Source organism: Pseudomonas sp. 05N433, from assembly GCF_056396925.1.
Window position 1 is genome coordinate 78,775 of the sequence record NZ_JBFTML010000004.1, and the last position, 23,578, is coordinate 102,352.

Genomic DNA, 23,578 nt, shown 5'->3' on the forward strand with positions numbered 1-23,578 from the left:
AGCGGGACCGTATGAATCAGCGGGATTTCGGTTTTTTCACGTCAAGCCGGCGCAAATGGCAGGTCACTTCTTCACGGTCGTGATACAGCTGCTTGCAGCCGATTTCAACCCGAATGCCCCGCGCCTTGAACCCCTCGGCAATACGCTCCAGCAAGCGCTTCACTTCGGCATAACGCTGTTTCATCGGCAGCTTGAGGTTGACCACCGCTTCCCGGCAATGCCCCTCGCCAATCCATTCTTCCAGCATCGCCGCGTTACGCGCCGGCTTCTCGACGATGTCGCAGACCATCCAGTCCACCGGCTGTTTGGGCTTGAAGGTGAAACCGTCGGCCATCAAGTGCTGCACCAGACCGGTATCCATCAGGCTTTCGGCCATCGGGCCGTTGTCGATGGCGGTCACCAGCATGCCGCGGTTGACCAGTTGCCAGGTCCAGCCGCCAGGGGCGGCGCCGAGGTCGACACCGGTCATGTCGCTGTGCAGACGCTCATCCCACTGGTCGCGGGGAATGAAGTGATGCCACGCCTCTTCCAGCTTCAACGTCGAACGGCTCGGCGCTTCACGGGGGAACTTCAGGCGCGGAATGCCCATCGGCCACATCGCCGAGTTGTTCGACTCCGCCAGCCCCATGAACACTTCGCGGCCGCTCTTGAAGGTCAGCAGCAGGCGCGGCTTGTTGGGGTCTTCCACCAGTTTGCCGGCCGCCATCAACGCCTTGCGCAGGTGCACTTCAAACTTCTTGCAGAAGTTCGACAGCTCTTTGCCATCGTTGGTGTCGACCATTTCCAGCCACAGTCTGCCGCACAGCGGGAAGTCCGCCATGTGGGCGAGGATCACGCTGATGCGGTCGGTTTCCGGCAGATCAATAAAGATCCCACGGGCCCACTGGCGCGGGAAGATCAGGTCGGCGAAACGCTGGCCACGCATCAGGCGTTCGGCGCCGTCTTCTTCGGTGCAGATGAATTCGGCATAGGCGCTGGCGGTTTTGGCCTTGGCATAACCGGCCACGTTCAGCCGCGCGGCATGTTCGGAAATCTCGGAACAGACTTCGCCTTCGAAGCCCGGTCGGCAATGCATAAAGAGGGTGTTCATTCTTACTCCTGGGCAGTTGGCGGAAAAATTGCGCCACTGCGCGATGCCCAGGCTTGCGTTGAAGCAAAGCCTGTCACGAAAACCGGCGCATGATAGCCGAGTTCGGAACCTTGGACTTGCCCTTAGGGTCCAGTTATTAGCCTTAAGCACCAAACAGGACTAGGTTTAAACCTCTGCCCTTCCCTCCGTCCGTAGCCGTGCGGACTTAAAGGAGTCATTTCAATGCCGTCCCTCGATAGCCTGAAAACCCTTAAAACCTTACAAGTCGACGACAAGACCTACCACTATTTCAGCCTGCGCGAAGCCGCCAAGAGCCTGGGTGACCTCGACAAGCTGCCCATGTCGTTGAAAGTGCTGCTGGAAAACCTGCTGCGCTGGGAGGACGAGAAAACCGTCACCGGCGCCGACCTCAAGGCGATTGCCGCCTGGCTCAAGGAGCGTCGCTCCGACCGCGAAATCCAATACCGCCCCGCGCGGGTATTGATGCAGGACTTTACCGGCGTCCCGGCCGTGGTCGACCTGGCCGCCATGCGCGCCGCCATGGCCAAGGCCGGTGGCGACCCACAGCGCATCAATCCGCTGTCGCCGGTGGACCTGGTGATCGACCACTCGGTGATGGTCGACAAGTTCGCCAGCTCAAGCGCCTTCGAACAGAACGTCGACATCGAAATGCAGCGCAACCACGAGCGGTACGCCTTCCTGCGCTGGGGTCAGAGCGCCTTCGCCAACTTCAGCGTGGTGCCGCCGGGCACCGGTATCTGTCACCAGGTCAACCTTGAATACCTAGGACGCACGGTCTGGACCAAGGATGAGGACGGCCGCACCTATGCTTTCCCCGACACCCTGGTCGGCACTGACTCCCACACCACCATGATCAACGGCCTCGGCGTACTCGGCTGGGGCGTCGGCGGGATCGAAGCGGAAGCGGCGATGCTGGGCCAACCGGTGTCGATGCTGATTCCGGAAGTGATCGGCTTCAAACTCACTGGCAAGCTCAAGGAAGGCATCACCGCCACCGACCTGGTGCTGACCGTCACCCAGATGCTGCGCAAGAAAGGCGTGGTCGGCAAATTCGTCGAGTTCTACGGCGACGGCCTCGCCGACCTGCCGCTGGCCGACCGCGCGACCATTGCGAACATGGCTCCGGAATACGGCGCCACCTGCGGCTTCTTCCCGGTGGACGAGGTGACCCTGGAGTACCTGCGCCTGTCCGGCCGTACCTCGGAAACCGTGAAACTGGTGGAGGCCTACAGCAAGACCCAGGGCCTGTGGCGCCTGCCCGGCAAGGAGCCGGTGTTCACCGACAGCCTGGCCCTGGACATGGGCAGCGTCGAGGCCAGCCTCGCCGGACCGAAACGCCCACAAGACCGCGTCTCGTTGCCGAATGTGGCGCAAGCGTTCACTGACTTTCTCGGCCTGCAAATCAAACCGACCAGCAAGGAAGAAGGTCGCCTCGAAAGTGAGGGCGGCGGTGGCGTCGCGGTAGGCAACGCCGATCTGATCGGTGAAGCGGACTACGCCCACGAAGGCCATACGCATCGGCTGAAAAACGGTGCGGTGGTGATTGCCGCGATCACCTCCTGCACCAACACCTCCAATCCCAGTGTGATGATGGCAGCCGGACTGGTGGCGAAAAAAGCCGTGGAAAAAGGCCTCAAGCGCAAACCCTGGGTCAAGAGTTCCCTGGCCCCCGGTTCGAAAGTGGTCACCGACTATTACAAGGCAGCCGGTCTGACCCAATACCTCGACCAACTCGGTTTTGCCCTGGTCGGTTATGGCTGCACCACCTGCATCGGCAACTCCGGGCCGTTGCCGGAGCCGATTGAAAAAGCCATCCAGAAAGCCGACCTGACCGTCGCCTCGGTGCTGTCGGGCAACCGCAACTTCGAAGGCCGCGTGCATCCGCTGGTGAAAACCAACTGGCTGGCCTCCCCGCCCCTGGTCGTCGCCTACGCGCTGGCCGGCACGGTGCGCATCGACATCAGCAGCGAGCCCTTGGGAAACGACAAGGACGGCCACCCGGTTTACCTGCGAGACATCTGGCCGAGCACCAAGGAAATCGCCGACGCGGTAACTCAGGTGAACACCGCAATGTTCCACAAGGAGTACGCCGAAGTGTTCGCCGGCGACGAGCAGTGGCAAGCCATCGAAGTGCCGCAGGCAGCGACTTATGTCTGGAACAACGATTCGACGTATATCCAGCACCCGCCCTTCTTCGATGACATTGGCGGCCCTGCGCCAGTGGTCAAGGATGTCGAAGGGGCGAAAGTCCTCGCGCTGCTCGGCGATTCGGTAACCACCGACCACATCTCCCCCGCCGGCAACATCAAGACCGACAGCCCTGCCGGCCGTTACCTGCGCGAACAAGGGGTGGAACCACGGGACTTCAACTCCTACGGCTCGCGTCGCGGTAACCACGAAGTGATGATGCGCGGCACCTTCGCCAACATCCGCATTCGCAACGAAATGCTCGGTGGTGAAGAAGGCGGCAACACGATTTACATTCCGACCGGGGAAAAACTGCCGATCTACGACGCGGCCATGCGTTACCAGGCATCGGGCACGCCGCTGGTGGTGATCGCCGGGCAAGAATACGGCACTGGATCGAGCCGTGACTGGGCGGCCAAGGGCACCAACCTGCTGGGGGTCAAAGCCGTCATCGCAGAAAGCTTCGAGCGGATTCACCGTTCAAATCTGGTGGGCATGGGCGTGTTGCCGCTGCAGTTCAAGCTGGATCAGAACCGCAAGAGCCTGAACCTCACTGGCAAGGAAACCCTGGACATTCTTGGCCTGACGGGCGTCGAACTGACTCCGCGGATGAACCTGACGCTGGTCATCACCCGTGAAGACGGCAGCCAGGAGAAGGTCGAGGTATTGTGCCGGATCGATACCCTGAACGAAGTGGAGTACTTCAAGGCCGGAGGGATTTTGCATTACGTGTTGCGGCAGTTGATTGCCTCGTAACGCCTCCGCCGACAACGACACCGCCTTCGGGCGGTGTTTTTGTTTGGGCGGTGTATGTCTCTATAATTGCGCGCCCCAAGAAAACAGGCACCTCCGCCCTCAAGGACTTCAAATGATCGCTCTGCCATGGATCTATCTGGCACTTCTCTCGCTCGGCTACAGCCTGGCTTTGATCTACGGCCATCTCGGCTGGCTGGCTGCCATTTCTTTCGGGTTACTGCTGATCGCCGGTTTCGCCGTTCGCCAACAACAGATCCCCCTCGGCCGCTACCTCGGCCACGGCTTGTTCATCGTCTTGGCGGTGGCGCTGGCGACACACTGGCTTCCCGGTTTCTACAACGGTCGCGCTATCGATCCCCTGCGTTTCACCGACGATGCCGTGCGGTTCGCCATGTACCTGAATCAGGACAAACCCCTGATCGGCTTCTGGCTGTTACTGGTCTGCCCATGGATTGTCGGCCGGCGCTCCCTGCGCCTGTCGGTGTATGCCACCGCCCTCGCCCTGACCGTGAGTGCCGTACTGGCTCTGGGTGGTGCGCTATTGCTGGGGGTGATCAGTTGGGCACCGAAATGGCCGGATCAGGCCTGGCTGTGGATGCTGAACAATCTGTTGCTGGTGACGCTGGTGGAAGAAGCGCTGTTTCGCGGCTACATCCAGGGCGGTCTGAGCCGGCAGTTTAAACACCTGCCTTATGGTGAAAGCCTCGCGCTGGTGCTCGCATCATTGCTATTTGGCCTCGTTCATCTGGGCGCTGGCTGGCAATGGGTGTTGCTGGCCAGCCTGGCCGGTGTCGGCTATGGCCTGGCCTACCGCTTCGGTGGGCTGGGTGCGGCCATCGCCACCCAGTTTGGTTTGAATCTGCTGCATTTCGGCTTGTTCACGTATCCGATGCTCGCGGGATGATGACGCAGCGGTCGTTTTGCGACGCGTTACTGATTTATTGAAAAAAAACTTCAATAAATGCCCAACGATGCCGATACACCATCAAAGCCTTGCGGATTGAAAAAGCCATGCGTAACAACCAGTCCATTACACAACGCGAACGGACCTTCCCGGCGCAGCAACGGTTGATTTCCACCACCGATGCCAAGGGCATGATCACCTACTGCAACGATGCTTTCGTCGAAATCAGCGGGTTTTCGCGTGAAGAACTGATCCGTGCGCCGCATAACCTGGTTCGTCATCCCGACGTCCCGTCTGCGGTGTTCGCGCACATGTGGGGCACACTGAAACAAGGCTTGCCATGGATGGGCATTGTCAAGAATCGCTGCAAGACCGGTGACCACTACTGGGTTAACGCCTATGTCACACCGGTGTTCGAAGGCAATCAGGTGATCGGTTACGAGTCGGTGCGGGTCAAGCCCACCGCCGAGCAGATCCGCCGTGCCGAAGCGCTCTACCAACGCATCAATCAGGGCAAGTCAGCCGTTCCTCAAAGGGATAAGTGGTTGCCGGTGCTTCAGGACTGGCTGCCGTTCATTCTGGTCAGCCAGTTGAGCTTCATGATCGGCGCCACCCTGACGTCGCAATGGGGCTTCGCCCTCGCCGCCGGTCTTTCGGTGCCGTTGGGCTTGATGGGCTTGAGCTGGCAACAGCGCGGCATCAAGCGCTTGCTGCGCCTGGCCGAACAGACCACGTCCGACCCGCTGATCGCGCAGATGTACACCGACAGCCGCGGTGCCCAGGCACGCTTGGAAATGTCCATTCTCAGCCAGGAAGCTCGCCTGAAAACCTGCCTGACGCGCCTGCAAGACACCGCCGAGCATCTGAACGAACAAGCGAAACAGTCCGACACGCTGGCCCATAACAGCTCCACCGGCCTGGAACGTCAGCGCGTCGAAACCGAGCAAGTGGCGACCGCCGTCAATCAGATGGCCGCTACCACTCAGGAAGTCGCCAGTCACGTGCAGCGCACCGCCGACGCCACTCAGGAAGCCAATCGCCTGACCGGTCGCGGTCGCGACATCGCAGGTGAAACCCGCGAAGCCATTCAACGCCTGTCGGTGGTGGTCGGTGAAACCGGTCTGACGGTCACTCAACTGGCCAAGGACAGCGACGAAATCGGTGGCGTGGTCGATGTGATCAAAGGCATTGCCGACCAGACCAACCTGCTCGCCTTGAACGCTGCGATCGAAGCCGCCCGTGCTGGTGAGATGGGCCGTGGTTTTGCGGTGGTGGCCGACGAAGTGCGCCAATTGGCGCAGCGCACCAGCGAATCCACCGGGCAGATCCACGCCCTGATCGCCAAGCTGCAACAAACCGCCAGCACGGCGGTGCAAACCATGGAGGCCGGCCATCGCCAGGCTGAAGAAGGTGTGGCGCGGGTATTGGAAGCGGATCAGGCGCTGGTGGGCATCAGCGAAGCGGTAGCCCACATCACCGACATGACCACCCAAATCGCTGCCGCGACCGAAGAGCAAAGTTCGGTGGCCGAAGAAATCAGCCGCAACATCAGCAACATCTCGCAACTGGCTGATCAGACCTCGGAACAGGCACAGAACTCGGCGCTACTGAGTGAAGAACTGACCAAGACGGCGAATACCCAGTATTCGTTGGTGGAGCGGTTTAACCGCTGACAACAAAGTCAAAAGATCGCAGGCTGCGCCGGCTCCTACATTTGAACGGCGTACACCCCGTAGGAGCTGCCGAAGGCTGCGATCTTTTGATCTTGCTTCTCACAAAAATCCGGCGACCTTCTTCGCTGTCGCGTCCAAATGCTGCTCATGCGTAAACCCTGAAGCCTTCAACGGCTTCAAATCATGATCCGCCGCCTCAAGCCAGAACACCTCGATACCCGGCGCCAACGTATAAGCCTCAACGGCCTCACGATTGCCCAGCGCATCGCGCTCACCCTGCACAATCAACGTCCGTGTCTTTAGCGCAGCCAAATGCTCAACCCGAGGTTTCTCCGGTTTGCCGACGGCATAAAACGGATAACCGAGGCACACCAGCGCATCCGCTTCCAGCTCATCGGCCAAAAGACTGGCCATCCGCCCGCCCATGGACTTGCCGCCAATGGCCAGACGCCCAGTGACATGGCGTCGCACCACGGCGTACACCTCGCGCCAGCACTCCAGCAGTTTCGGCGCCGGGTTCGGTGGGCGCTTGCCGCCGTCCACTCGCCGTTGGGCCATGTACGGAAACTCGAAGCGCAGCACGTTGACGCCTTGCGTGGCAAGGCGCGCAGCCATGTCGCTCATCCAGCCGCTGTCCATCGGCGCACCGGCGCCATGGGCGAGAATCAGTGTCGCCGAGGCCGGCACCGAGGCGGCATTCCACAACCATCCGTGATCCCGCACGCACTGCGCCCATTGATCCCCGTCAATACTGGCCTTGTGCTGTTTGTCCATGCTTGCCTCGCTTTTAGTCTGCCTATAACTCCAGGCGAAGGGAGCGTCTGCCTTGCGCGGTTTACTCGCAAAGACGGGCCCTCACTTCGGCTGAACCGTGGATGGGGAACCATGAACACTTCTATCAGTACCGCCTACAACTACAAGGTGGTCCGCCAATTCGCCATTATGACGGTGGTGTGGGGCATCGTCGGCATGGGGCTCGGGGTTTTTCTCGCCGCCCAGTTGGTCTGGCCCGAACTCAACTTCAATCTGCCATGGACCAGTTTCGGCCGGTTGCGCCCGCTGCACACCAACGCGGTGATCTTCGCCTTCGGCGGCTGTGCGTTGTTCGCCAGTTCGTTCTACTCGGTACAGCGTACCTGCCAGACTCGATTGTTTGCGCCGAAAATCGCCGCGTTCTGCTTCTGGGGCTGGCAACTGGTGATCCTGTTGGCGGCGATCAGCCTGCCGCTGGGTTACACCAGCTCCAAGGAATACGCCGAACTGGAATGGCCGATCGACATCCTGATCACCATCGTCTGGGTGGCTTACGCCATCGTGTTCTTCGGCACGATCATGCAACGCAAGACCAAGCACATCTATGTCGGTAACTGGTTCTTCGGTGGATTCATCATCACCGTGGCAATCCTGCACATCGTCAACAACCTGGAATTGCCGGTGAGTCTGACCAAGTCCTACTCGCTGTACTCCGGTGCGACCGATGCCATGGTGCAGTGGTGGTACGGCCACAACGCCGTAGGCTTTTTCCTCACCGCCGGTTTCCTCGGGATGATGTACTACTTCGTGCCGAAACAGGCCGAACGCCCGGTGTATTCCTATCGCTTGTCGATCGTGCACTTCTGGGCGCTGATCACCCTGTACATCTGGGCCGGTCCCCACCACTTGCACTACACCGCGCTGCCAGACTGGGCACAGTCGTTGGGCATGGTGATGTCGCTGATCCTGCTGGCGCCGAGCTGGGGCGGGATGATCAACGGCATGATGACCCTGTCGGGTGCCTGGCATAAGTTGCGCAGCGACCCGATCCTGCGCTTCCTCGTGGTGTCCCTGGCGTTCTACGGCATGTCGACCTTCGAAGGGCCGATGATGGCGATCAAGACGAAACACGCTGACCTACTCCTTCGTCGAAACCCTGGTGGCCAGCCATCCTGGCTTCATCGTGCGACTGGTCGGCGGCGCGATCTTCCTCAGCGGCATGCTGCTGATGGCTTACAACACCTGGCGCACCGTGCGGGCCTCGCAGCCTGCCGAAGCCGTCGCTGCCGCGCAGATCGCCTGAGGAGTCCGTCATGAAACACGAAACAATCGAGAAAAACGTCGGCCTGCTGATGTTGCTGATGGTGTTCGCCGTGAGCATCGGCGGCCTGACCCAGATCGTCCCGCTGTTCTTCCAGGACGTGACCAACAAACCGGTGGAAGGCATGAAGCCCTACACCGCGCTGCAACTGGAAGGTCGCGACATTTACATCCGCGAAGGCTGCGTCGGTTGCCACTCGCAGATGATCCGCCCGTTCCGCGCCGAAACCGAACGCTACGGCCATTACTCGGTGGCCGGGGAAAGCGTGTGGGATCACCCGTTCCTCTGGGGCTCCAAGCGCACCGGGCCGGACTTGGCGCGAGTCGGCGGGCGCTACTCCGAAGACTGGCACCGCGCGCACTTGTACAACCCGCGCAACGTGGTGCCGGAATCGAAGATGCCGGCGTATCCATGGCTGGTGGCCAACCCGCTCGACAGCAGCCACACCGAAACCAAGATCCGCGCCATGCGCACCCTCGGCGTGCCGTACACCGACGAAGACATCGCAGGCTCAGTCGCTTCGCTCAAGGGCAAGACCGAGATGGACGCGCTGGTTGCCTACCTGCAAGTGCTCGGCACTGCCATCAAGAGCAAGAGGTGAGTCATGGTCATTGATATGAGCACAGGCCTGATCCGCGGCCTCGGCACAGTCGTGGTGTTCGTGGCCTTCGTCGGCCTGACACTGTGGGTGTTCAACAGCAAGCGCAATCCGCAATTCGCCGAAGCGCGCCTGCTGCCGTTCGCTGACGAGCCGCAACCCGAAACTACCCAAGAATCTGCAACAACAAGGAGCGCCMGGCCATGACCACCTTCTGGAGTGCGTGGATCTGCGTACTGACCATCGGCAGCCTGATCGGCCTGACCTGGCTGCTGATCGGCACCCGCCGCGGCGAAACCAAGGGCAGCGTCGACCAGACCATGGGCCACAGCTTCGACGGCATCGAGGAGTACGACAACCCGCTGCCGCAGTGGTGGTTCATGCTGTTCGCCGGCACCCTGGTGTTCTCGGTCGGCTACCTGATTCTTTATCCGGGCCTGGGCAACTGGAAAGGCATCCTGCCCGGTTATGAAAACGGCTGGACTGGTGTCCATGAATGGGAAAAGGAGATGAGCAAGGCGGACGCCAGATTCGGGCCGATCTTCGCCAAATTCGCGGCAATGCCGGTGGAAGAAGTAGCGAAAGACCCGCAAGCGCTGAAAATGGGCGGCCGCCTGTTCGCCTCCAACTGCTCGGTGTGTCACGGCTCGGACGCCAAGGGCGCATTCGGCTTCCCCAACCTGGCTGACAGCGATTGGCGCTGGGGCGGCAGTGCCGAGACCATCAAGACCACCATCATGGGTGGCCGGATGGCGGCCATGCCGGCCTGGGGTGAAGTGTTGGGTGAGACCGGGGTGAAGAACGTCGCCGCGTACGTGCGTCACGAATTGGCCGGCCTGCCGCTACCAGCCGACAGTGGTGCCGACGTGCAAGCCGGACAGCAACTGTTCAGCACCACCTGCGTAGCCTGTCATGGGGCAAACGGCCAGGGCACTGAAGCCATGGGCGCGCCGAATCTGACGCACCCGGCCGGTTTTATCTACGGTACCAGCCTGGCGCAACTGCAACAGACTATTCGCCATGGCCGCCAGGGCCATATGCCGGCGCAAAACGAACTGCTGGGCAACGACAAGGTGCAATTGCTGGCCGCTTATGTGTACAGCTTGTCCCACGGAGTCGGCACCGAGCGTTTGCAGGCACAAGGCAAAAACGAATAATTTTTGACCGCTCTGCTGCCGCATTCTGCGGAATGCGGCAGTTCCCTGCCTCTTTGCGACCCATTGTCGCACCCTGCCGTTCCCCTTCCTTTCGGTTCACCAGATTCGGGTCTAAGCTTCCTCGGTGCGGACTGGCATGAGCCGGTTCCAGGTCGATTTTACCCGATGTGTTCGACGATTCTGTTCGATGACAGGCCGCAAAGGCTGGTAGATACCGGCTGTCGCGCAAATTGCCGTCTGTCCCTCGATCGTTGCGTTTGAACACACCCCGTTACATCTGACTTGAACCCCTCGCCTTTTTCATCCGCTGCGACATTTTGTCAGAGGGCAATTTTGTCCTTACGCGGCGCATGGAAAGGCCGCAGAATCAGGTTTTGAAAGCATTGACCCAGGTCATGGCGCGTTGCAATGACCCCCCGCTTTCTCCATACTTGCGGCCGATTTTTACTCCTAATAAAACACCCAAACCGTGGAACCTTAGAATGAGCACAGCAATCAGTCCGACTGCTTATAACTATAAGGTAGTCCGCCAGTTCGCCATCATGACGGTGGTCTGGGGGATCCTTGGCATGGGGCTTGGTGTCTTCATCGCCTCACAGCTCGTATGGCCGGAATTGAACTTCGGTCTGCCGTGGACGACTTTTGGACGCTTACGCCCGTTGCACACCAACCTGGTGATTTTCGCCTTCGGTGGTTGTGCTCTGTTTGCCACTTCTTATTACGTCGTGCAGCGAACCTGCCAAACGCGACTGATCTCCGACAGCCTCGCGGCCTTCACCTTCTGGGGTTGGCAAGCGGTGATCGTCGGCGCGATCGTGACCTTGCCGATGGGTTTCACCACCACCAAGGAATACGCGGAACTGGAATGGCCCCTGGCTATTCTGCTGGCCATCGTCTGGGTCACCTACGGTCTGGTGTTCTTCGGCACCATCGTCAAGCGCAAGACCAAGCACATCTATGTCGGTAACTGGTTCTACGGTGCCTTCATCGTCGTGACCGCGATGCTGCACATCGTCAACCACATGTCGCTACCGGTCAGCCTGTTCAAGTCCTACTCGGCCTACGCGGGTGCGACCGACGCGATGATCCAGTGGTGGTACGGCCACAACGCCGTGGGCTTCTTCCTGACCACCGGTTTCCTGGGGATGATGTACTACTTCGTGCCGAAGCAGGCCGAGCGTCCGATCTACTCCTATCGCCTGTCGATCGTGCACTTCTGGGCGCTGATCACCCTGTACATCTGGGCCGGTCCGCACCACCTGCACTACACCGCACTGCCGGACTGGGCTCAGTCCCTGGGCATGGCGATGTCGATCATCCTGCTGGCTCYGAGCTGGGGCGGCATGATCAACGGCATGATGACCCTGTCGGGCGCCTGGCATAAGCTGCGCACCGACCCGATCCTGCGTTTCCTGGTCGTGTCGCTGGCGTTCTACGGCATGTCGACCTTCGAAGGCCCGATGATGGCCATCAAGACCGTCAACTCGCTCTCGCACTACACCGACTGGACCATCGGCCACGTACACGCCGGCGCCTTGGGCTGGGTAGCGATGATCTCGATCGGCGCCATCTACCACATGATCCCGAAASTSTTCGGCCGYGMRCARATGCACAGCAYCGGCCTGATCAACGCGCACTTCTGGCTCGCKACCATCGGYACCGTGYTGTACATCGCYTCGATGTGGGTCAACGGCATCRCCCAGGGCCTGATGTGGCGTGCAATCAACGACGACGGCACCCTCACCTACTCGTTCGTGGAAGCGCTGCAAGCCAGCCACCCTGGTTTCATCGTTCGTGCCCTGGGCGGCGCGTTCTTTGCCAGCGGCATGCTGTTGATGGCCTACAACGTGTTCCGTACCGTTCGTGCCTCGGACCCGGCTGAAGCTGAAGCCGCCGCCAAGATTGCTGTAGTTGGAGCTCACTGATGAAGCATGAAGCAGTCGAGAAGAATATTGGCCTGCTGGCCTTCTTCATGGTTATCGCCGTCAGCATCGGCGGCCTGACCCAGATCGTYCCSCTGTTTTTCCAGGACGTKACCAACAAGCCGGTCGAGGGCATGAAGCCTCGTACCGCCCTTGAACTGGAAGGCCGCGACATCTACATCGCCAACGGTTGGGTCGGCTGCCACTCGCAGATGATCCGCCCGTTCCGTGCTGAAACCGAACGCTACGGCCACTACTCGGTCGCCGGTGAAAGCGTCTGGGATCACCCGTTCCTGTGGGGTTCCAAGCGTACCGGTCCGGACCTGGCCCGTGTCGGCGGTCGTTACTCCGATGACTGGCAGCGTGCGCACTTGTACAACCCGCGCAACGTGGTGCCCGAGTCGAAAATGCCGGCTTACCCGTTCCTCGTGGAAAACAAGCTCGACGGCAAAGACACCGCCAAGAAAATGGAAGTCTTGCGCACGCTCGGCGTCCCTTACACCGACGAAGACATCGCCGGCGCCAAGGATGCTGTGAAGGGCAAAACCGAAATGGACGCGCTGGTGGCCTATCTGCAAGGCCTGGGCACCATCATCAAAAGCAAACGGTGATTTAGATGGATATCGGGATGATTCGTGGCCTGGGCACCGTTGTTGTGATGGTGGCCTTCATCGGTCTGGCGTTGTGGGTATTCAGCCCCAAGCGCAAGTCGGAGTTTGAAGACGCGACCTTGCTGCCTTTCGCGGATGATCCCGAAGCCATCAAGCACGTCGAGCAAGCTTCTAGGAGTAACAAAGAATGACTACGTTCTGGAGTCTGTACGTCACAGTCCTCAGTCTCGGCACCATCTTCGCCCTGACCTGGCTGCTGCTGTCCACCCGCAAGGGCCAGCGCGCCGAGCAGACCGACGAGACGGTCGGCCACTCCTTCGACGGGATCGAGGAGTACGACAACCCACTGCCGAAATGGTGGTTCATGCTGTTCGTGGGCACCATCATCTTCGCCCTTGGCTATCTGGTCCTGTACCCGGGCCTGGGTAACTGGAAAGGCCTGTTGCCAGGTTACAACTACCTGGATAACGAGAAGCAGACCGCGTTCGCCAACGGCCAGACCGGCTGGACCGGCGTCCACGAGTGGGAAAAGGAAATGGCCAGGTCGGACGCCAAGTTCGGCCCGATCTTCGCCAAGTTCGCTTCCATGCCAATCGAAGAAGTCGCCAAGGACCCGCAAGCCCTGAAGATGGGTGGCCGCCTGTTCGCCTCCAACTGCTCGGTCTGCCACGGTTCCGACGCCAAAGGCGCTTATGGCTTCCCTAACCTGACCGACGCCGACTGGCGCTGGGGCGGTGAAGCGGCAACCATCAAGACCACCATCATGGGCGGCCGTCACGCCGTGATGCCGGCCTGGGCCGAAGTGATCGGCGAACAAGGCGTCAGCGACGTTGCCGCTTACGTGCTGACCAGCCTCGATGGCCGCAAACTGCCGGAGGGCGCCAAGGCTGACCCGGTTGCCGGCCAGAAGCTGTTCGCTGCCAACTGCGTGGCTTGCCACGGTCCGGAAGGCAAAGGCACCCCGGCCATGGGCGCCCCTAACCTGACTCACCCGGCAGCGTTCATCTACGGTTCGAGCTTCGCTCAACTGCAGCAGACCATCCGTTACGGCCGTCAGGGCCAGATGCCTGCGCAGGAACAGCTGCAAGGCAACGACAAGGTTCACCTGCTGGCCGCTTACGTCTACAGCCTCTCTCACGGTGAGAAAGCGCCGGTGGCAGACGCCCAGTAAGGCAAACGCTCGATGCAACAAAAAAGGCCCCGCCAGTGATCTGGCGGGGCCTTTTTCATGGGCGACTGGTGAAAATTGATTTCACCGGCACTTTCGCTACAAGCTTGCGGTTATGCCACTGGTTGTTTTCGACCAGATCGACCTGCAGTTGCTTGCGATCCGCGGAAAAACTGGCAATCAGATAGGTCTCCTGGGAAGCGCTGCCACTGAGGAAAACGGGCACATTCCCCCTATAGGACATGGAACCGCCGTTTTCATGAAGATGACCGGCGAATATGGCCGTCACTTCATATTTTGCGATCATGTCCCTGAAACGACTTTCCTGACCCCAGTCACCCTGCCAGTCATAGGGTTTATGCATGTTGATAATGATCGCGTAACCTTGGGCCCGGGCGACTCGTAAATCATTTTCAAGCCAATCCAGCGCAGCGGTAATGTTAAAAGTTGTAGGATTCAGGGGATGGGAAATTTTGGTTGCGTAAGTCGGCTCATTATTAAGCTGGACCAGATGAACCTCCCCTATATTTTTGGAATAGGCAAGACTGCCCGAATACATCTTATTGAACAAAAAGCCCGTAATCTTCAAATCGAAATCATCTACCTTGCCGGCATGATGCTCTTGATATTCGACAATACTGCCCGCCGCACAACTATTAGTAAAACAATCATCGACATTGTTCTGATAGTCATGATTACCCAAGCCGTACAGATAGTCTTTATTAAAGTACTTCTGCAGCGTCGAATTGATATACGAACGCTGCCAACCATGACCAAACGCCGTCATGTCACCGTTGATCATCAATGGCACCTGCGACTGACCGCCCATCTTGCTTCTGAAATCCGCAATACTCGCGAACTGGGTCTCCACCAGCCATTTGGCACGCTGTTCAAACTCGCTGTCAGGTTCATATTCCTCACTGTCCGTTTTATCCGTCCACGGATACTGCGGATCAGACGCGAAGACCATATGAATAGGTGTACCTTCATTTGAATGTGCGACAGATGCCAGCGACAGGATCCACATGCATGCGAATAACTTCGCACCTTTTACAATGTTCATAGAATTCCATTTCCGTAATATTAGATAGGCACGCCGTTATATAACAACGGCATGCCAGAACAACTTATTCCAGAAAATAGAAAACCGCAAACATCAAACAGCGGGCAATTCAGTTAATATATTTCCGACTTGCTTATAACAACTGACGTCGATGCTTTCGCCAGCAGCATAGGACTCCCGTACAGGGAAACGTAATGCGCGCCTGGCTGAAGCGCCGCCACGTCATACCGCCTTCGATGCCAGGATTTTGCCGGTCGATGCCACCGTAGCGCTCGAATGAGCTCGCCGCCCCCTCAAAACCGTCCATAATTCACAAGTCAATTGATTCAAGTCATTACACTGTCAGTTGATTTCCACCAACGTGACCAAAGGTCGCACCCTTGAGTTAGAGCTACAGGCGTATCATTGCGCCACTGCAACACCTCTTTTTGACCGCGGTCGGCACGTACTGACCGAGGCATTTTTCCACTGCCGTGGGATGCAATGATGAGCAATCAGATTCCGGTACACGACGTCACTCCACCCGCCAAGAACGCGAACAACAGCGTCGACCTCTACGCCTCTCGAGAAAAGATCTACACCCGCGCCTTCACCGGTCTGTTCCGCAACCTGCGGATGACGGGTGGTGCCGCACTGTTTCTGCTGTATTTCGGCACGGTGTGGCTGAGCTGGGGCGGTCATCAGGCCGTCTGGTGGAACCTGCCGGAGCGTAAGTTCTTCATTTTTGGCGCGACCTTCTGGCCCCAGGATTTCATCCTGCTCTCAGGCATTCTGATCATCAGCGCCTTCGGCCTGTTCTTCATTACCGTGTATGCCGGTCGGGTCTGGTGCGGCTACACCTGCCCGCAAAGCGTCTGGACCTGGATCTTCATGTGGTGCGAAAAGGTCACCGAAGGCGACCGCAACCARCGCATCAAGCTCGACAAGGCGCCGATGAGCGCCAACAAATTCCTGCGCAAATTCAGCAAGCACACGATGTGGCTGCTGATCGGTTTCGTGACCGGCATGACCTTCGTCGGCTACTTCTCGCCGATTCGTGAACTGGTGATCGACTTCTTCACCGGTGAAGCCGATGGCTGGTCGTATTTCTGGGTCGGTTTCTTCACCCTCGCCACCTACGGCAACGCCGGCTGGCTACGCGAACAGGTGTGCATTTACATGTGTCCGTATGCACGCTTCCAGAGCGTGATGTTCGACAAGGACACGCTGATCGTCTCCTACGACCCGCGCCGTGGCGAAAGCCGTGGCCCGCGCAAGAAAGGCATCGACTACAAGGCTCAGGGCCTGGGCGATTGCATCGACTGCACCATGTGCGTCCAGGTCTGCCCCACCGGCATCGACATCCGCGACGGCCTGCAAATCGAATGCATCGGCTGTGCGGCCTGCATCGACGCCTGCGACAGCATCATGGACAAGATGGATTACCCGCGCGGCCTGATCAGCTACACCACTGAGCACAACCTGTCGGGGCAAAAAACCCATAAACTGCGCCCTCGCCTGATCGGCTACGCCCTGGTGTTGCTGACCATGATCGCGTTGCTGGTGACTGCGTTCTTCATGCGCTCGCTGGTCGGTTTCGATGTCAGCAAAGACCGCGTACTGTACCGTGAGAACGCCGAAGGCCGGATCGAAAACGTCTACAGCCTGAAGATCATGAACAAGGACCAGCGCGACCACACCTACGTGCTCGAAGCCACCGGCCTGCCGGACCTCAAGCTGCAAGGCAAGCGCGAGATCAAAGTCGCCGCCGGGGAAATTTTCAGCCAGCCGGTCGAGTTGTCCAGCTCGCCGGAGCAACTGCCGTCGAGCACCAACGAGGTGAAGTTCATCCTCAAGGATGCCGATGACGCCAGCGTCCACGTTGAAGCCAAGAGCCGATTCATCGGCCCACAAATTCGTTGAGAGAAGTGATCATGCCCGCAGCAACTGCCGCAAGTCCCTGGTACAAGCACCTTTGGCCGTGGATCATCATCGCCATCCTGGCCTGCTCGGTGACCTTGACCCTGTCGATGGTGACCATCGCGGTGAACAACCCGGACAACCTGGTCAACGACAACTATTACGAGGCCGGCAAAGGCATCAACCGCTCCCTGGACCGTGAACTGCTGGCCCAGACCCTGCAACTGCGAGCCAGCGTGCACCTGGATGAGCTGACCGGCGAAGTCGACCTGCGCCTGAGCGGCAACAGCCAACCGAAAACCCTTGAGCTGAATCTGATTTCGCCGACCCAGCCGGAGAAGGATCGCAAGATCACCCTGGCCCGCAGTGAAACTGAACAGGGCCGCTACATTGGCCAGTTGAGCGACAAGGTCGAAGGCCGCCGCTTCGTCGAATTGCTGGGTGTGCAGGATGACAAGACCTGGCGCATGTTCGAGGAAGAACAGGTCAGCCATGCCAAGGATCTGCTGCTCGGTGATGAGCCGTTGCAAGGTGCCGAAGACCTGAAGAAATAGTCACAACGATCTCCTGTGGCGAGCGGGCTTGCCCGCGTTCGGTTGCGCAGCAGCCGCAAGTTGTCTACTCGATCTATCGAGAAGTTCGCGCTGACTGTCTTTGGGACCGTTGCGCGGTCCAACGGGGGCAAGCCCCCTCGCCACAGAGGCCTTTGGGCCTGCCACAATGGTTTTCATGGCAACAAACATGACCAGTCCAACCCCCTGCTACCACTGCGCCCTGCCCGTCCCGGCCGGTAGCCGCTTCACCGCCGCTGTCCTCGGGGATACCCGCGAATTCTGCTGCCCGGGTTGCCAGGCGGTGGCCGAGGCCATCGTGGCCGGTGGGCTGGAAAGTTACTACCAGCATCGCAGCGAAGCCTCGGCCAACCCCGAAGCCTTGCCGGTGCAGTTGGTCGACGAGTTGGCGCTGTATGATCGCGCCGACGTGCAGCAACCCTTTGTCCGTCACGAAGGCGAACTCGCCGAAACCACCCTGTTGATGGAAGGCATCAGCTGCGCCGCCTGCGGCTGGCTGATCGAAAAGCATCTTCGCAGCCTGTCGGCGGTGGCCGAAGCACGCCTGAACCTGTCCAACCATCGCCTGCACGTGCGCTGGGCCGACGCGCAATTGCCGTTGAGCCAGGTGCTCAGCGAATTGCGCCACATCGGTTACGCCGCTCACCCTTATCAGGCCGACCGTGCCAGCGAACAACTGGCCAGCGAAAACCGTCTGGCCCTGCGCCAACTCGGGGTCGCCGGGTTGCTGTGGTTCCAGGCGATGATGGCGACCATGGCCACCTGGCCGGAATTCAACATTGACCTCAGCCCCGAACTGCACACCATCTTGCGTTGGGTCGCGTTGTTTCTCACCACGCCGATCGTGTTCTACAGCTGTGCGCCGTTCTTCAAAGGGGCGATGCGCGATCTGCGCACCCGGCACCTGACGATGGACGTCTCGGTGTCACTGGCAATTGGCAGTGCCTATATCGCCGGGATCTGGACCTCGATCACCGGGGTCGGCGAGCTGTATTTCGATGCGGTGGGAATGTTTGCGCTGTTCCTGCTGGCTGGGCGCTACCTGGAACGCCGCGCCCGGGAACGAACCGCCGCCGCGACCGCACAACTGGTCAATCTGTTGCCCGCCTCCTGCCTGCGGCTGAGTGCCGACGGCCAGAGCGAGCGGATTCTGCTCAGCGAGCTGCGCGTGGGCGATCAGGTGCTGGTGCACCCCGGCGCGATCCTGCCGGCCGACGGCAAGATCCTCGACGGTCAGTCGAGCATTGACGAATCCCTGCTCACCGGCGAATACCTGCCGCAACCACGAACCCTGGGCGACGCTGTCACCGCTGGCACCTTGAACGTCGAGGGTGCGTTGACCGTGGAGGTCCTGGCGCTGGGTCAGGACACGCGCCTGTCGGCCATCGTCCGCCTGCTGGATCGCGCCCAGGCCGAAAAGCCACGGCTGGCGGAAATCGCCGACCGCGCCGCGCAATGGTTCTTGCTGCTGACGCTTATCGCAGTGGCCGCCATCGGCCTGCTCTGGTGGGAGCTGGATTCATCGCGAGCGTTCTGGATTGTCCTGGCGATGCTGGTTGCGACCTGCCCGTGCGCCTTGTCCCTGGCCACGCCGACCGCCCTCACCGCCGCCACCGGCACGCTGCACAAACTGGGGCTTTTGCTGACGCGCGGCCATGTACTGGAAGGCCTGAACCAGATCGACACGGTGATTTTCGACAAGACCGGCACCCTCACCGAAGGTCGGCTGGCCTTGCGTTCGATCCGGCCGCTTGGGGCACTGGCGAGCGATCAATGCCTGAGCCTCGCCGCCGCCCTGGAAAACCGTTCCGAACACCCGATCGCCCGGGCTTTTGGCCGCGCGCCGCTGGCCGCCGAAGAGGTCCACAGCACGCCGGGCCTGGGTCTCGAAGGCTTGGTCGGCGCGCAACGCCTGCGCATTGGCCAACCGGGTTTTGTCTGCGAGCTCAGCGGTGCTCAAGTGCCGATGATGCCCGATGAACCCGGCCAATGGCTGCTGCTCGGCGACAGCCAGGGACCACTGGCGTGGTTCGTCCTCGACGACCGTTTGCGCGCCGACGCCCCCGCTCTGCTGGCGGCCTGCAAGGCTCGCGGCTGGCGCACCTTGCTGCTGTCCGGCGACAGCTCGCCGATGGTCGCCAGCGTCGCCGCCGAACTGGGCATCGACGAGGCCCGTGGCGGTTTGCGTCCGGACGATAAATTGCAGGTGCTGCAACAACTGCACCAGGAAGGCCGCAAGGTGTTGATGCTCGGTGACGGGGTCAACGACGTGCCGGTGCTGGCCGCCGCCGACATCAGCGTGGCGATGGGCTCGGCCACCGATCTGGCAAAAACCAGTGCCGACGCGGTGTTGCTGTCGAACCGCCTCGACGCGCTGGTGCAAGCCTTCAGCCTGGCCCGTCGCACCCGTCGGGTCATCATCGAGAACTTGCTGTGGGCAGCGCTGTACAATGGCCTCATGTTGCCATTCGCCGCCCTCGGCTGGATCACTCCGGTGTGGGCCGCGGTCGGCATGTCCATCAGTTCGTTGACCGTGGTGTTGAATGCTTTGCGCCTGACTCGCCTGCCGAGCGCGCCAGCCACCAGCGCCACGCCAGAAACCCGCCCGCTGCCGGCCTGAGCCGCGCGGGCATGGAGTCCAGATGCCAGCTCTCTACGTGATGATCCCGGCCGCGCTGCTGATCGTGGCCATCGCTATCTACATCTTCTTCTGGGCGGTCGACAGCGGTCAGTACGACGACCTCGACGGCCCGGCCCACAGCATCCTGTTCGACGACCAGGACCCGAAGCACACGGCAGCGGTCGACGAGGCCAGTGGCCATCCGGCCAAACCCGACGACAAGGCGCCACCCCATGCTTGAGTTGGCGCCACTGCTGGTCTCTGCGCTGATCCTCGGCCTGCTCGGTGGCGGCCATTGCCTGGGCATGTGCGGCGGTTTGATGGGCGCGTTGACCCTGGCGATCCCCAAGGAGCAGCGCAGCCGACGCTTGCGCTTGTTGCTGGCCTACAACCTGGGGCGGATTCTCAGCTACGCCGCGGCCGGCCTGCTGATCGGCCTGGCTGGCTGGGCCGTGGCCAATAGCCCGGCGGCGATGTTCATGCGCATCCTCGCCGGATTGCTGCTGATCGCCATGGGGCTGTACCTGGCCGGTTGGTGGAGCGGCTTGACCCGCATCGAAAGCCTCGGTCGCGGCCTGTGGCGGCATATCCAGCCGGTGGCCAACACACTGTTGCCAGTGTCGAACCTGCCCCGCGCCTTGCTGCTCGGCGCGCTGTGGGGCTGGCTGCCGTGCGGGCTGGTTTACAGCACATTGCTGTGGTCGGCGAGTCAGGGTAATGCGCTGGACAGTGCGTTGCTGATGCTGGCGTTCGGGTTGGGCACCTGGCCGGTGCTGCTCGCCACAGGCCTGGCCGCCGAGCGGGTCACGGCGTTGTTGCGTAAACGCAGCGTGCGCATGACCGGCGGCTTGTTGGTGATGGTGTTCGGCATCTGGACCTTGCCGGGGCCGCATCAGCATTGGCTCATGGGGCATTAGCCCCCTCGCCACAAAAACTATCGCTATCGCCAATCACCGTTGATGCAAATCAAGATGCCGCAACGCCGCACCCCCTAGACTCGCCGACACTGCCAGCCTATCCGGGGGAATGCCCGCATGCTCGACGCCATTCGTTGGGACACAGATCTGATCCGCCGTTACGACCTGGCGGGGCCACGCTATACCTCGTATCCGACGGCCGTGCAATTCGACAGCCAGGTCGGCACCTTCGACCTGTTTCATGCCCTGCGCGACAGCCGCAAGGCGCTGCGACCGTTATCCCTGTATGTGCACGTGCCGTTCTGCGCGAACATCTGCTACTACTGCGCCTGCAACAAAGTCATCACCAAGGACCGTGGCCGTGCCCTGCCCTATTTGCAGCGCCTGGAACAGGAAATCCAGCTGATCGCCTGCCACCTCGACCCCATGCAAAAAGTCGAGCAACTGCATTTTGGCGGCGGCACACCGACCTTTCTCAGTCACGATGAACTGCGTCAGCTGATGGCCCGGCTGCGCAAGCATTTCAATCTGCTGGACGACGATTCCGGCGACTACGGCATCGAGATCGACCCGCGCGAGGCCGACTGGTCGACCATGGGCCTGCTCCGGGAACTGGGCTTCAACCGGGTCAGCATCGGCCTGCAAGACCTTGACCCGACGGTACAGCGGGCGGTCAATCGCCTGCAAAGCCTGGAAGAAACCCGCGCGGTGATCGACGCCGCCCGGACTCTGCAATATCGCTCGATCAACATCGATCTGATCTACGGCTTGCCGAAGCAGACGCCCGAGAACTTCGCCCGCACCGTCGACGAAGTCATCAACCTGCAACCGGACCGGCTCTCGGTGTTCAACTACGCCCATCTGCCAGAGCGCTTCATGCCGCAACGGCGGATCAACAGCAACGATCTACCGGAACCGGCGCAGAAGCTGGAAATGCTCCAGCGCACCATCGAACAACTGACGGCCGCCGGTTACCGCTACATCGGCATGGACCACTTCGCCCTGCCCGATGATGAACTGGCGATTGCCCAGGAAGAGTCGACCTTGCAACGCAACTTCCAGGGCTACACCACCCACGGTCATTGCGATCTGATCGGTCTGGGGGTATCGGCCATCAGCCAGATCGGCGACCTGTACTGCCAGAACAGCAGCGACCTGACCCAGTACCAGAACGCTTTGGCGTCCGCGCAACTGGCCACCGCCCGTGGCCTGCTGTGCAATGCCGACGATCGCTTGCGCAGGGCGGTGATTCAGCAACTGATTTGCCATTTCAACCTGGAATTCGCGGAAATCGAGCAGGCCTTCAACATCGATTTTCGCGGTTACTTCGGCGAGCTCTGGCCACAGCTGCAGGACATGGCCAAGGACGGGTTGATCGAGCTCGACAATGAACGGATCACCGTACTCCCCGCAGGCCGACTGCTGGTGCGCTCGGTGTGCATGGTGTTCGATGCATACCTGGAACACACCAATCGCCAGCGCTTTTCACGAGTGATCTAATGCCTTGCGGTTAAATTGTCGCAGGCTGGTCCGAATGTCCTCCCGTGGGGTACCCTTACGTCTTATGCGTGTTTTCCCACAAGGATTAAAGAAATGTCCGAGCCAGTAAAGCTGCGCGCTCATAACCAGGCCCATTGTAAGGATTGCAGCCTGGCCCCTCTCTGCCTGCCACTTTCTCTGAATCTGGAAGACATGGATGCGCTGGACGATATCGTCAAACGTGGTCGCCCGCTGAAAAAAGGCGAATTCCTGTTTCGCCAGGGCGACACGTTCGATTCCGTTTATGCAGTACGCTCCGGCGCCCTGAAGACCTTCAGCCTGAGCGATGGCGGCGAAGAACAACTCACCGGTTTCCATTTGCCGAGTGAATTGGTCGGTCTGTCGGGCATGGACACCGAAAAGCATCCGGTCTCGGCGCAAGCCCTGGAAACCACTTCGGTGTGCGAGATCCCGTTCGAGCGCCTCGACGAACTGGCCCTGCAACTGCCACAACTGCGCCGTCAGTTGATGCGCGTGATGAGCCGCGAGATTCGTGACGATCAGCAAATGATGTTGCTGCTGTCGAAGAAAACCGCCGACGAGCGCATCGCCACCTTCCTGGTCAACCTGTCGGCCCGTTTCCGCGCCCGAGGCTTCTCGGCCAACCAGTTCCGGCTGAGCATGTCGCGCAACGAAATCGGTAATTACCTGGGCCTGGCGGTGGAAACCGTGTCCCGGGTGTTCACGCGCTTCCAGCAAAACGAACTGATCGCCGCCGAGGGCAAGGAAGTGCACATCCTCGACCCGATCCAGCTCTGCGCCCTGGCCGGTGGCTCGATCGAAGGCTGACCCTGTTGACGGTGGCTG

The 23,578-nt window shown here is 60.3% G+C and carries 20 protein-coding genes and 1 pseudogene; 18 read left to right on the forward strand and 3 right to left on the reverse strand.

The features are described 5' to 3' along the window. Window positions 1-16: 16 nt before the first annotated feature. Window positions 17-1,090, reverse strand: coding sequence for a 23S rRNA (cytidine(2498)-2'-O)-methyltransferase RlmM (rlmM, locus tag AC1DIS_RS02510; RefSeq protein WP_477780748.1), 1,074 nt, complete (start codon window positions 1,088-1,090; stop codon window positions 17-19). 222 nt (window positions 1,091-1,312) lie between these two features. On the opposite strand from rlmM, the gene acnA reads away from it, so the two are divergent. The 3 genes from acnA to AC1DIS_RS02525 all read left to right on the forward strand — a co-directional run bounded on the left by acnA (window position 1,313) and on the right by AC1DIS_RS02525 (window position 6,631). Then, window positions 1,313-4,054, forward strand: a complete 2,742-nt coding sequence (acnA, locus tag AC1DIS_RS02515; RefSeq protein ID WP_018925307.1) for an aconitate hydratase AcnA — start codon at window positions 1,313-1,315, stop codon at window positions 4,052-4,054. Between the two features lie 112 nt (window positions 4,055-4,166). Continuing rightward, the gene (locus AC1DIS_RS02520) at window positions 4,167-4,958 is read left to right on the forward strand and encodes a CPBP family glutamic-type intramembrane protease (RefSeq protein WP_477780749.1); all 792 of its coding nucleotides are present in this window, start codon (window positions 4,167-4,169) and stop codon (window positions 4,956-4,958) included. Window positions 4,959-5,065: 107 nt separating this feature from the next. Next, on the forward strand, window positions 5,066-6,631 hold the full coding sequence (locus AC1DIS_RS02525) for a methyl-accepting chemotaxis protein (RefSeq protein WP_477743780.1): 1,566 nt from the start codon (window positions 5,066-5,068) through the stop codon (window positions 6,629-6,631). 99 nt (window positions 6,632-6,730) lie between these two features. Here AC1DIS_RS02525 and AC1DIS_RS02530 read toward each other — a convergent pair whose 3' ends face one another. Further along, window positions 6,731-7,405 (reverse strand): alpha/beta family hydrolase, encoded by a 675-nt coding sequence (locus AC1DIS_RS02530; RefSeq protein WP_258612443.1) that lies wholly within the window; start codon window positions 7,403-7,405, stop codon window positions 6,731-6,733. Window positions 7,406-7,516: 111 nt separating this feature from the next. Between AC1DIS_RS02530 and AC1DIS_RS02535 the strand changes: the two are divergent. The 8 genes and pseudogenes from AC1DIS_RS02535 to ccoP (AC1DIS_RS02570) all read left to right on the forward strand — a co-directional run bounded on the left by AC1DIS_RS02535 (window position 7,517) and on the right by ccoP (AC1DIS_RS02570) (window position 14,164). Next, a pseudogene (locus AC1DIS_RS02535) lies at window positions 7,517-8,687 on the forward strand (cbb3-type cytochrome c oxidase subunit I). Window positions 8,688-8,697: 10 nt separating this feature from the next. Continuing rightward, window positions 8,698-9,306: a cytochrome-c oxidase, cbb3-type subunit II gene (ccoO, locus tag AC1DIS_RS02540; protein ID WP_007942211.1), complete on the forward strand. Its 609-nt coding sequence runs from the start codon at window positions 8,698-8,700 to the stop codon at window positions 9,304-9,306. 3 nt (window positions 9,307-9,309) lie between these two features. Next, window positions 9,310-9,510: a cbb3-type cytochrome oxidase subunit 3 gene (locus tag AC1DIS_RS02545; protein WP_018925303.1), complete on the forward strand. Its 201-nt coding sequence runs from the start codon at window positions 9,310-9,312 to the stop codon at window positions 9,508-9,510. Further along, window positions 9,507-10,460: a cytochrome-c oxidase, cbb3-type subunit III gene (gene ccoP / locus AC1DIS_RS02550; RefSeq protein WP_413695647.1), complete on the forward strand. Its 954-nt coding sequence runs from the start codon at window positions 9,507-9,509 to the stop codon at window positions 10,458-10,460. The genes AC1DIS_RS02545 and ccoP (AC1DIS_RS02550) overlap by 4 nt, the downstream gene beginning before the upstream one ends. A gap of 482 nt (window positions 10,461-10,942) precedes the next feature. Then, window positions 10,943-12,385: a cytochrome-c oxidase, cbb3-type subunit I gene (ccoN, locus tag AC1DIS_RS02555; RefSeq protein WP_477780750.1), complete on the forward strand. Its 1,443-nt coding sequence runs from the start codon at window positions 10,943-10,945 to the stop codon at window positions 12,383-12,385. Next, window positions 12,385-12,993, forward strand: coding sequence for a cytochrome-c oxidase, cbb3-type subunit II (gene ccoO, locus AC1DIS_RS02560; RefSeq protein WP_477780751.1), 609 nt, complete (start codon window positions 12,385-12,387; stop codon window positions 12,991-12,993). The genes ccoN and ccoO (AC1DIS_RS02560) overlap by 1 nt, the downstream gene beginning before the upstream one ends. Before the next feature lie 5 nt (window positions 12,994-12,998). Further along, a complete protein-coding gene (locus AC1DIS_RS02565; protein ID WP_003175465.1) occupies window positions 12,999-13,184 on the forward strand; it encodes a CcoQ/FixQ family Cbb3-type cytochrome c oxidase assembly chaperone in 186 nt (61 codons plus the stop codon). Beyond that, window positions 13,181-14,164 carry a cytochrome-c oxidase, cbb3-type subunit III gene (gene ccoP, locus AC1DIS_RS02570; protein WP_018925300.1) on the forward strand — a complete coding sequence of 328 codons (984 nt, stop codon included), beginning with the start codon at window positions 13,181-13,183 and terminating at the stop codon, window positions 14,162-14,164. The genes AC1DIS_RS02565 and ccoP (AC1DIS_RS02570) overlap by 4 nt, the downstream gene beginning before the upstream one ends. Window positions 14,165-14,219: 55 nt before the next feature. Here ccoP (AC1DIS_RS02570) and AC1DIS_RS02575 read toward each other — a convergent pair whose 3' ends face one another. Beyond that, entirely contained in the window at window positions 14,220-15,224 is a 1,005-nt protein-coding gene (locus tag AC1DIS_RS02575; protein WP_477743781.1) for a metallophosphoesterase family protein, read from the reverse strand. 486 nt (window positions 15,225-15,710) lie between these two features. On the opposite strand from AC1DIS_RS02575, the gene ccoG reads away from it, so the two are divergent. The 7 genes from ccoG (at window position 15,711) to fnr (ending at window position 23,560) form a co-directional block, all read left to right on the forward strand. Further along, window positions 15,711-17,126 (forward strand): cytochrome c oxidase accessory protein CcoG, encoded by a 1,416-nt coding sequence (ccoG, locus tag AC1DIS_RS02580; RefSeq protein ID WP_007933370.1) that lies wholly within the window; start codon window positions 15,711-15,713, stop codon window positions 17,124-17,126. 11 nt (window positions 17,127-17,137) lie between these two features. Beyond that, window positions 17,138-17,677, forward strand: coding sequence for a FixH family protein (locus AC1DIS_RS02585; protein ID WP_018925298.1), 540 nt, complete (start codon window positions 17,138-17,140; stop codon window positions 17,675-17,677). Between the two features lie 187 nt (window positions 17,678-17,864). Beyond that, window positions 17,865-20,315, forward strand: a complete 2,451-nt coding sequence (locus AC1DIS_RS02590) for a heavy metal translocating P-type ATPase (RefSeq protein ID WP_477743782.1) — start codon at window positions 17,865-17,867, stop codon at window positions 20,313-20,315. A 22-nt stretch (window positions 20,316-20,337) separates the two neighbouring features. After that, window positions 20,338-20,556, forward strand: a complete 219-nt coding sequence (gene ccoS / locus AC1DIS_RS02595) for a cbb3-type cytochrome oxidase assembly protein CcoS (RefSeq protein ID WP_007933363.1) — start codon at window positions 20,338-20,340, stop codon at window positions 20,554-20,556. Further along, window positions 20,549-21,232 (forward strand): sulfite exporter TauE/SafE family protein, encoded by a 684-nt coding sequence (locus tag AC1DIS_RS02600; RefSeq protein WP_018925296.1) that lies wholly within the window; start codon window positions 20,549-20,551, stop codon window positions 21,230-21,232. The genes ccoS and AC1DIS_RS02600 overlap by 8 nt, the downstream gene beginning before the upstream one ends. Before the next feature lie 117 nt (window positions 21,233-21,349). Continuing rightward, the gene (gene hemN, locus AC1DIS_RS02605; protein WP_477743783.1) at window positions 21,350-22,732 is read left to right on the forward strand and encodes an oxygen-independent coproporphyrinogen III oxidase; all 1,383 of its coding nucleotides are present in this window, start codon (window positions 21,350-21,352) and stop codon (window positions 22,730-22,732) included. 93 nt (window positions 22,733-22,825) lie between these two features. Continuing rightward, window positions 22,826-23,560 (forward strand): fumarate/nitrate reduction transcriptional regulator Fnr, encoded by a 735-nt coding sequence (gene fnr / locus AC1DIS_RS02610; protein WP_018925294.1) that lies wholly within the window; start codon window positions 22,826-22,828, stop codon window positions 23,558-23,560. Window positions 23,561-23,578: the final 18 nt, after the last annotated feature.

What these genes read in the sequence shown, in the direction of transcription:
- rlmM (WP_477780748.1), bottom strand. Translation starts at nt 1,090, where the DNA reads ATGAACACCCTCTTTATGCATTGCCGACCGGGCTTCGAAGGCGAAGTC.
- acnA (WP_018925307.1), top strand. Translation starts at nt 1,313, where the DNA reads ATGCCGTCCCTCGATAGCCTGAAAACCCTTAAAACCTTACAAGTCGAC.
- AC1DIS_RS02520 (WP_477780749.1), top strand. Translation starts at nt 4,167, where the DNA reads ATGATCGCTCTGCCATGGATCTATCTGGCACTTCTCTCGCTCGGCTAC.
- AC1DIS_RS02525 (WP_477743780.1), top strand. Translation starts at nt 5,066, where the DNA reads ATGCGTAACAACCAGTCCATTACACAACGCGAACGGACCTTCCCGGCG.
- AC1DIS_RS02530 (WP_258612443.1), bottom strand. Translation starts at nt 7,405, where the DNA reads ATGGACAAACAGCACAAGGCCAGTATTGACGGGGATCAATGGGCGCAG.
- ccoO (WP_007942211.1), top strand. Translation starts at nt 8,698, where the DNA reads ATGAAACACGAAACAATCGAGAAAAACGTCGGCCTGCTGATGTTGCTG.
- ccoP (WP_413695647.1), top strand. Translation starts at nt 9,507, where the DNA reads ATGACCACCTTCTGGAGTGCGTGGATCTGCGTACTGACCATCGGCAGC.
- AC1DIS_RS02565 (WP_003175465.1), top strand. Translation starts at nt 12,999, where the DNA reads ATGGATATCGGGATGATTCGTGGCCTGGGCACCGTTGTTGTGATGGTG.
- ccoP (WP_018925300.1), top strand. Translation starts at nt 13,181, where the DNA reads ATGACTACGTTCTGGAGTCTGTACGTCACAGTCCTCAGTCTCGGCACC.
- AC1DIS_RS02575 (WP_477743781.1), bottom strand. Translation starts at nt 15,224, where the DNA reads ATGAACATTGTAAAAGGTGCGAAGTTATTCGCATGCATGTGGATCCTG.
- AC1DIS_RS02585 (WP_018925298.1), top strand. Translation starts at nt 17,138, where the DNA reads ATGCCCGCAGCAACTGCCGCAAGTCCCTGGTACAAGCACCTTTGGCCG.
- AC1DIS_RS02590 (WP_477743782.1), top strand. Translation starts at nt 17,865, where the DNA reads ATGACCAGTCCAACCCCCTGCTACCACTGCGCCCTGCCCGTCCCGGCC.
- ccoS (WP_007933363.1), top strand. Translation starts at nt 20,338, where the DNA reads ATGCCAGCTCTCTACGTGATGATCCCGGCCGCGCTGCTGATCGTGGCC.
- AC1DIS_RS02600 (WP_018925296.1), top strand. Translation starts at nt 20,549, where the DNA reads ATGCTTGAGTTGGCGCCACTGCTGGTCTCTGCGCTGATCCTCGGCCTG.
- hemN (WP_477743783.1), top strand. Translation starts at nt 21,350, where the DNA reads ATGCTCGACGCCATTCGTTGGGACACAGATCTGATCCGCCGTTACGAC.
- fnr (WP_018925294.1), top strand. Translation starts at nt 22,826, where the DNA reads ATGTCCGAGCCAGTAAAGCTGCGCGCTCATAACCAGGCCCATTGTAAG.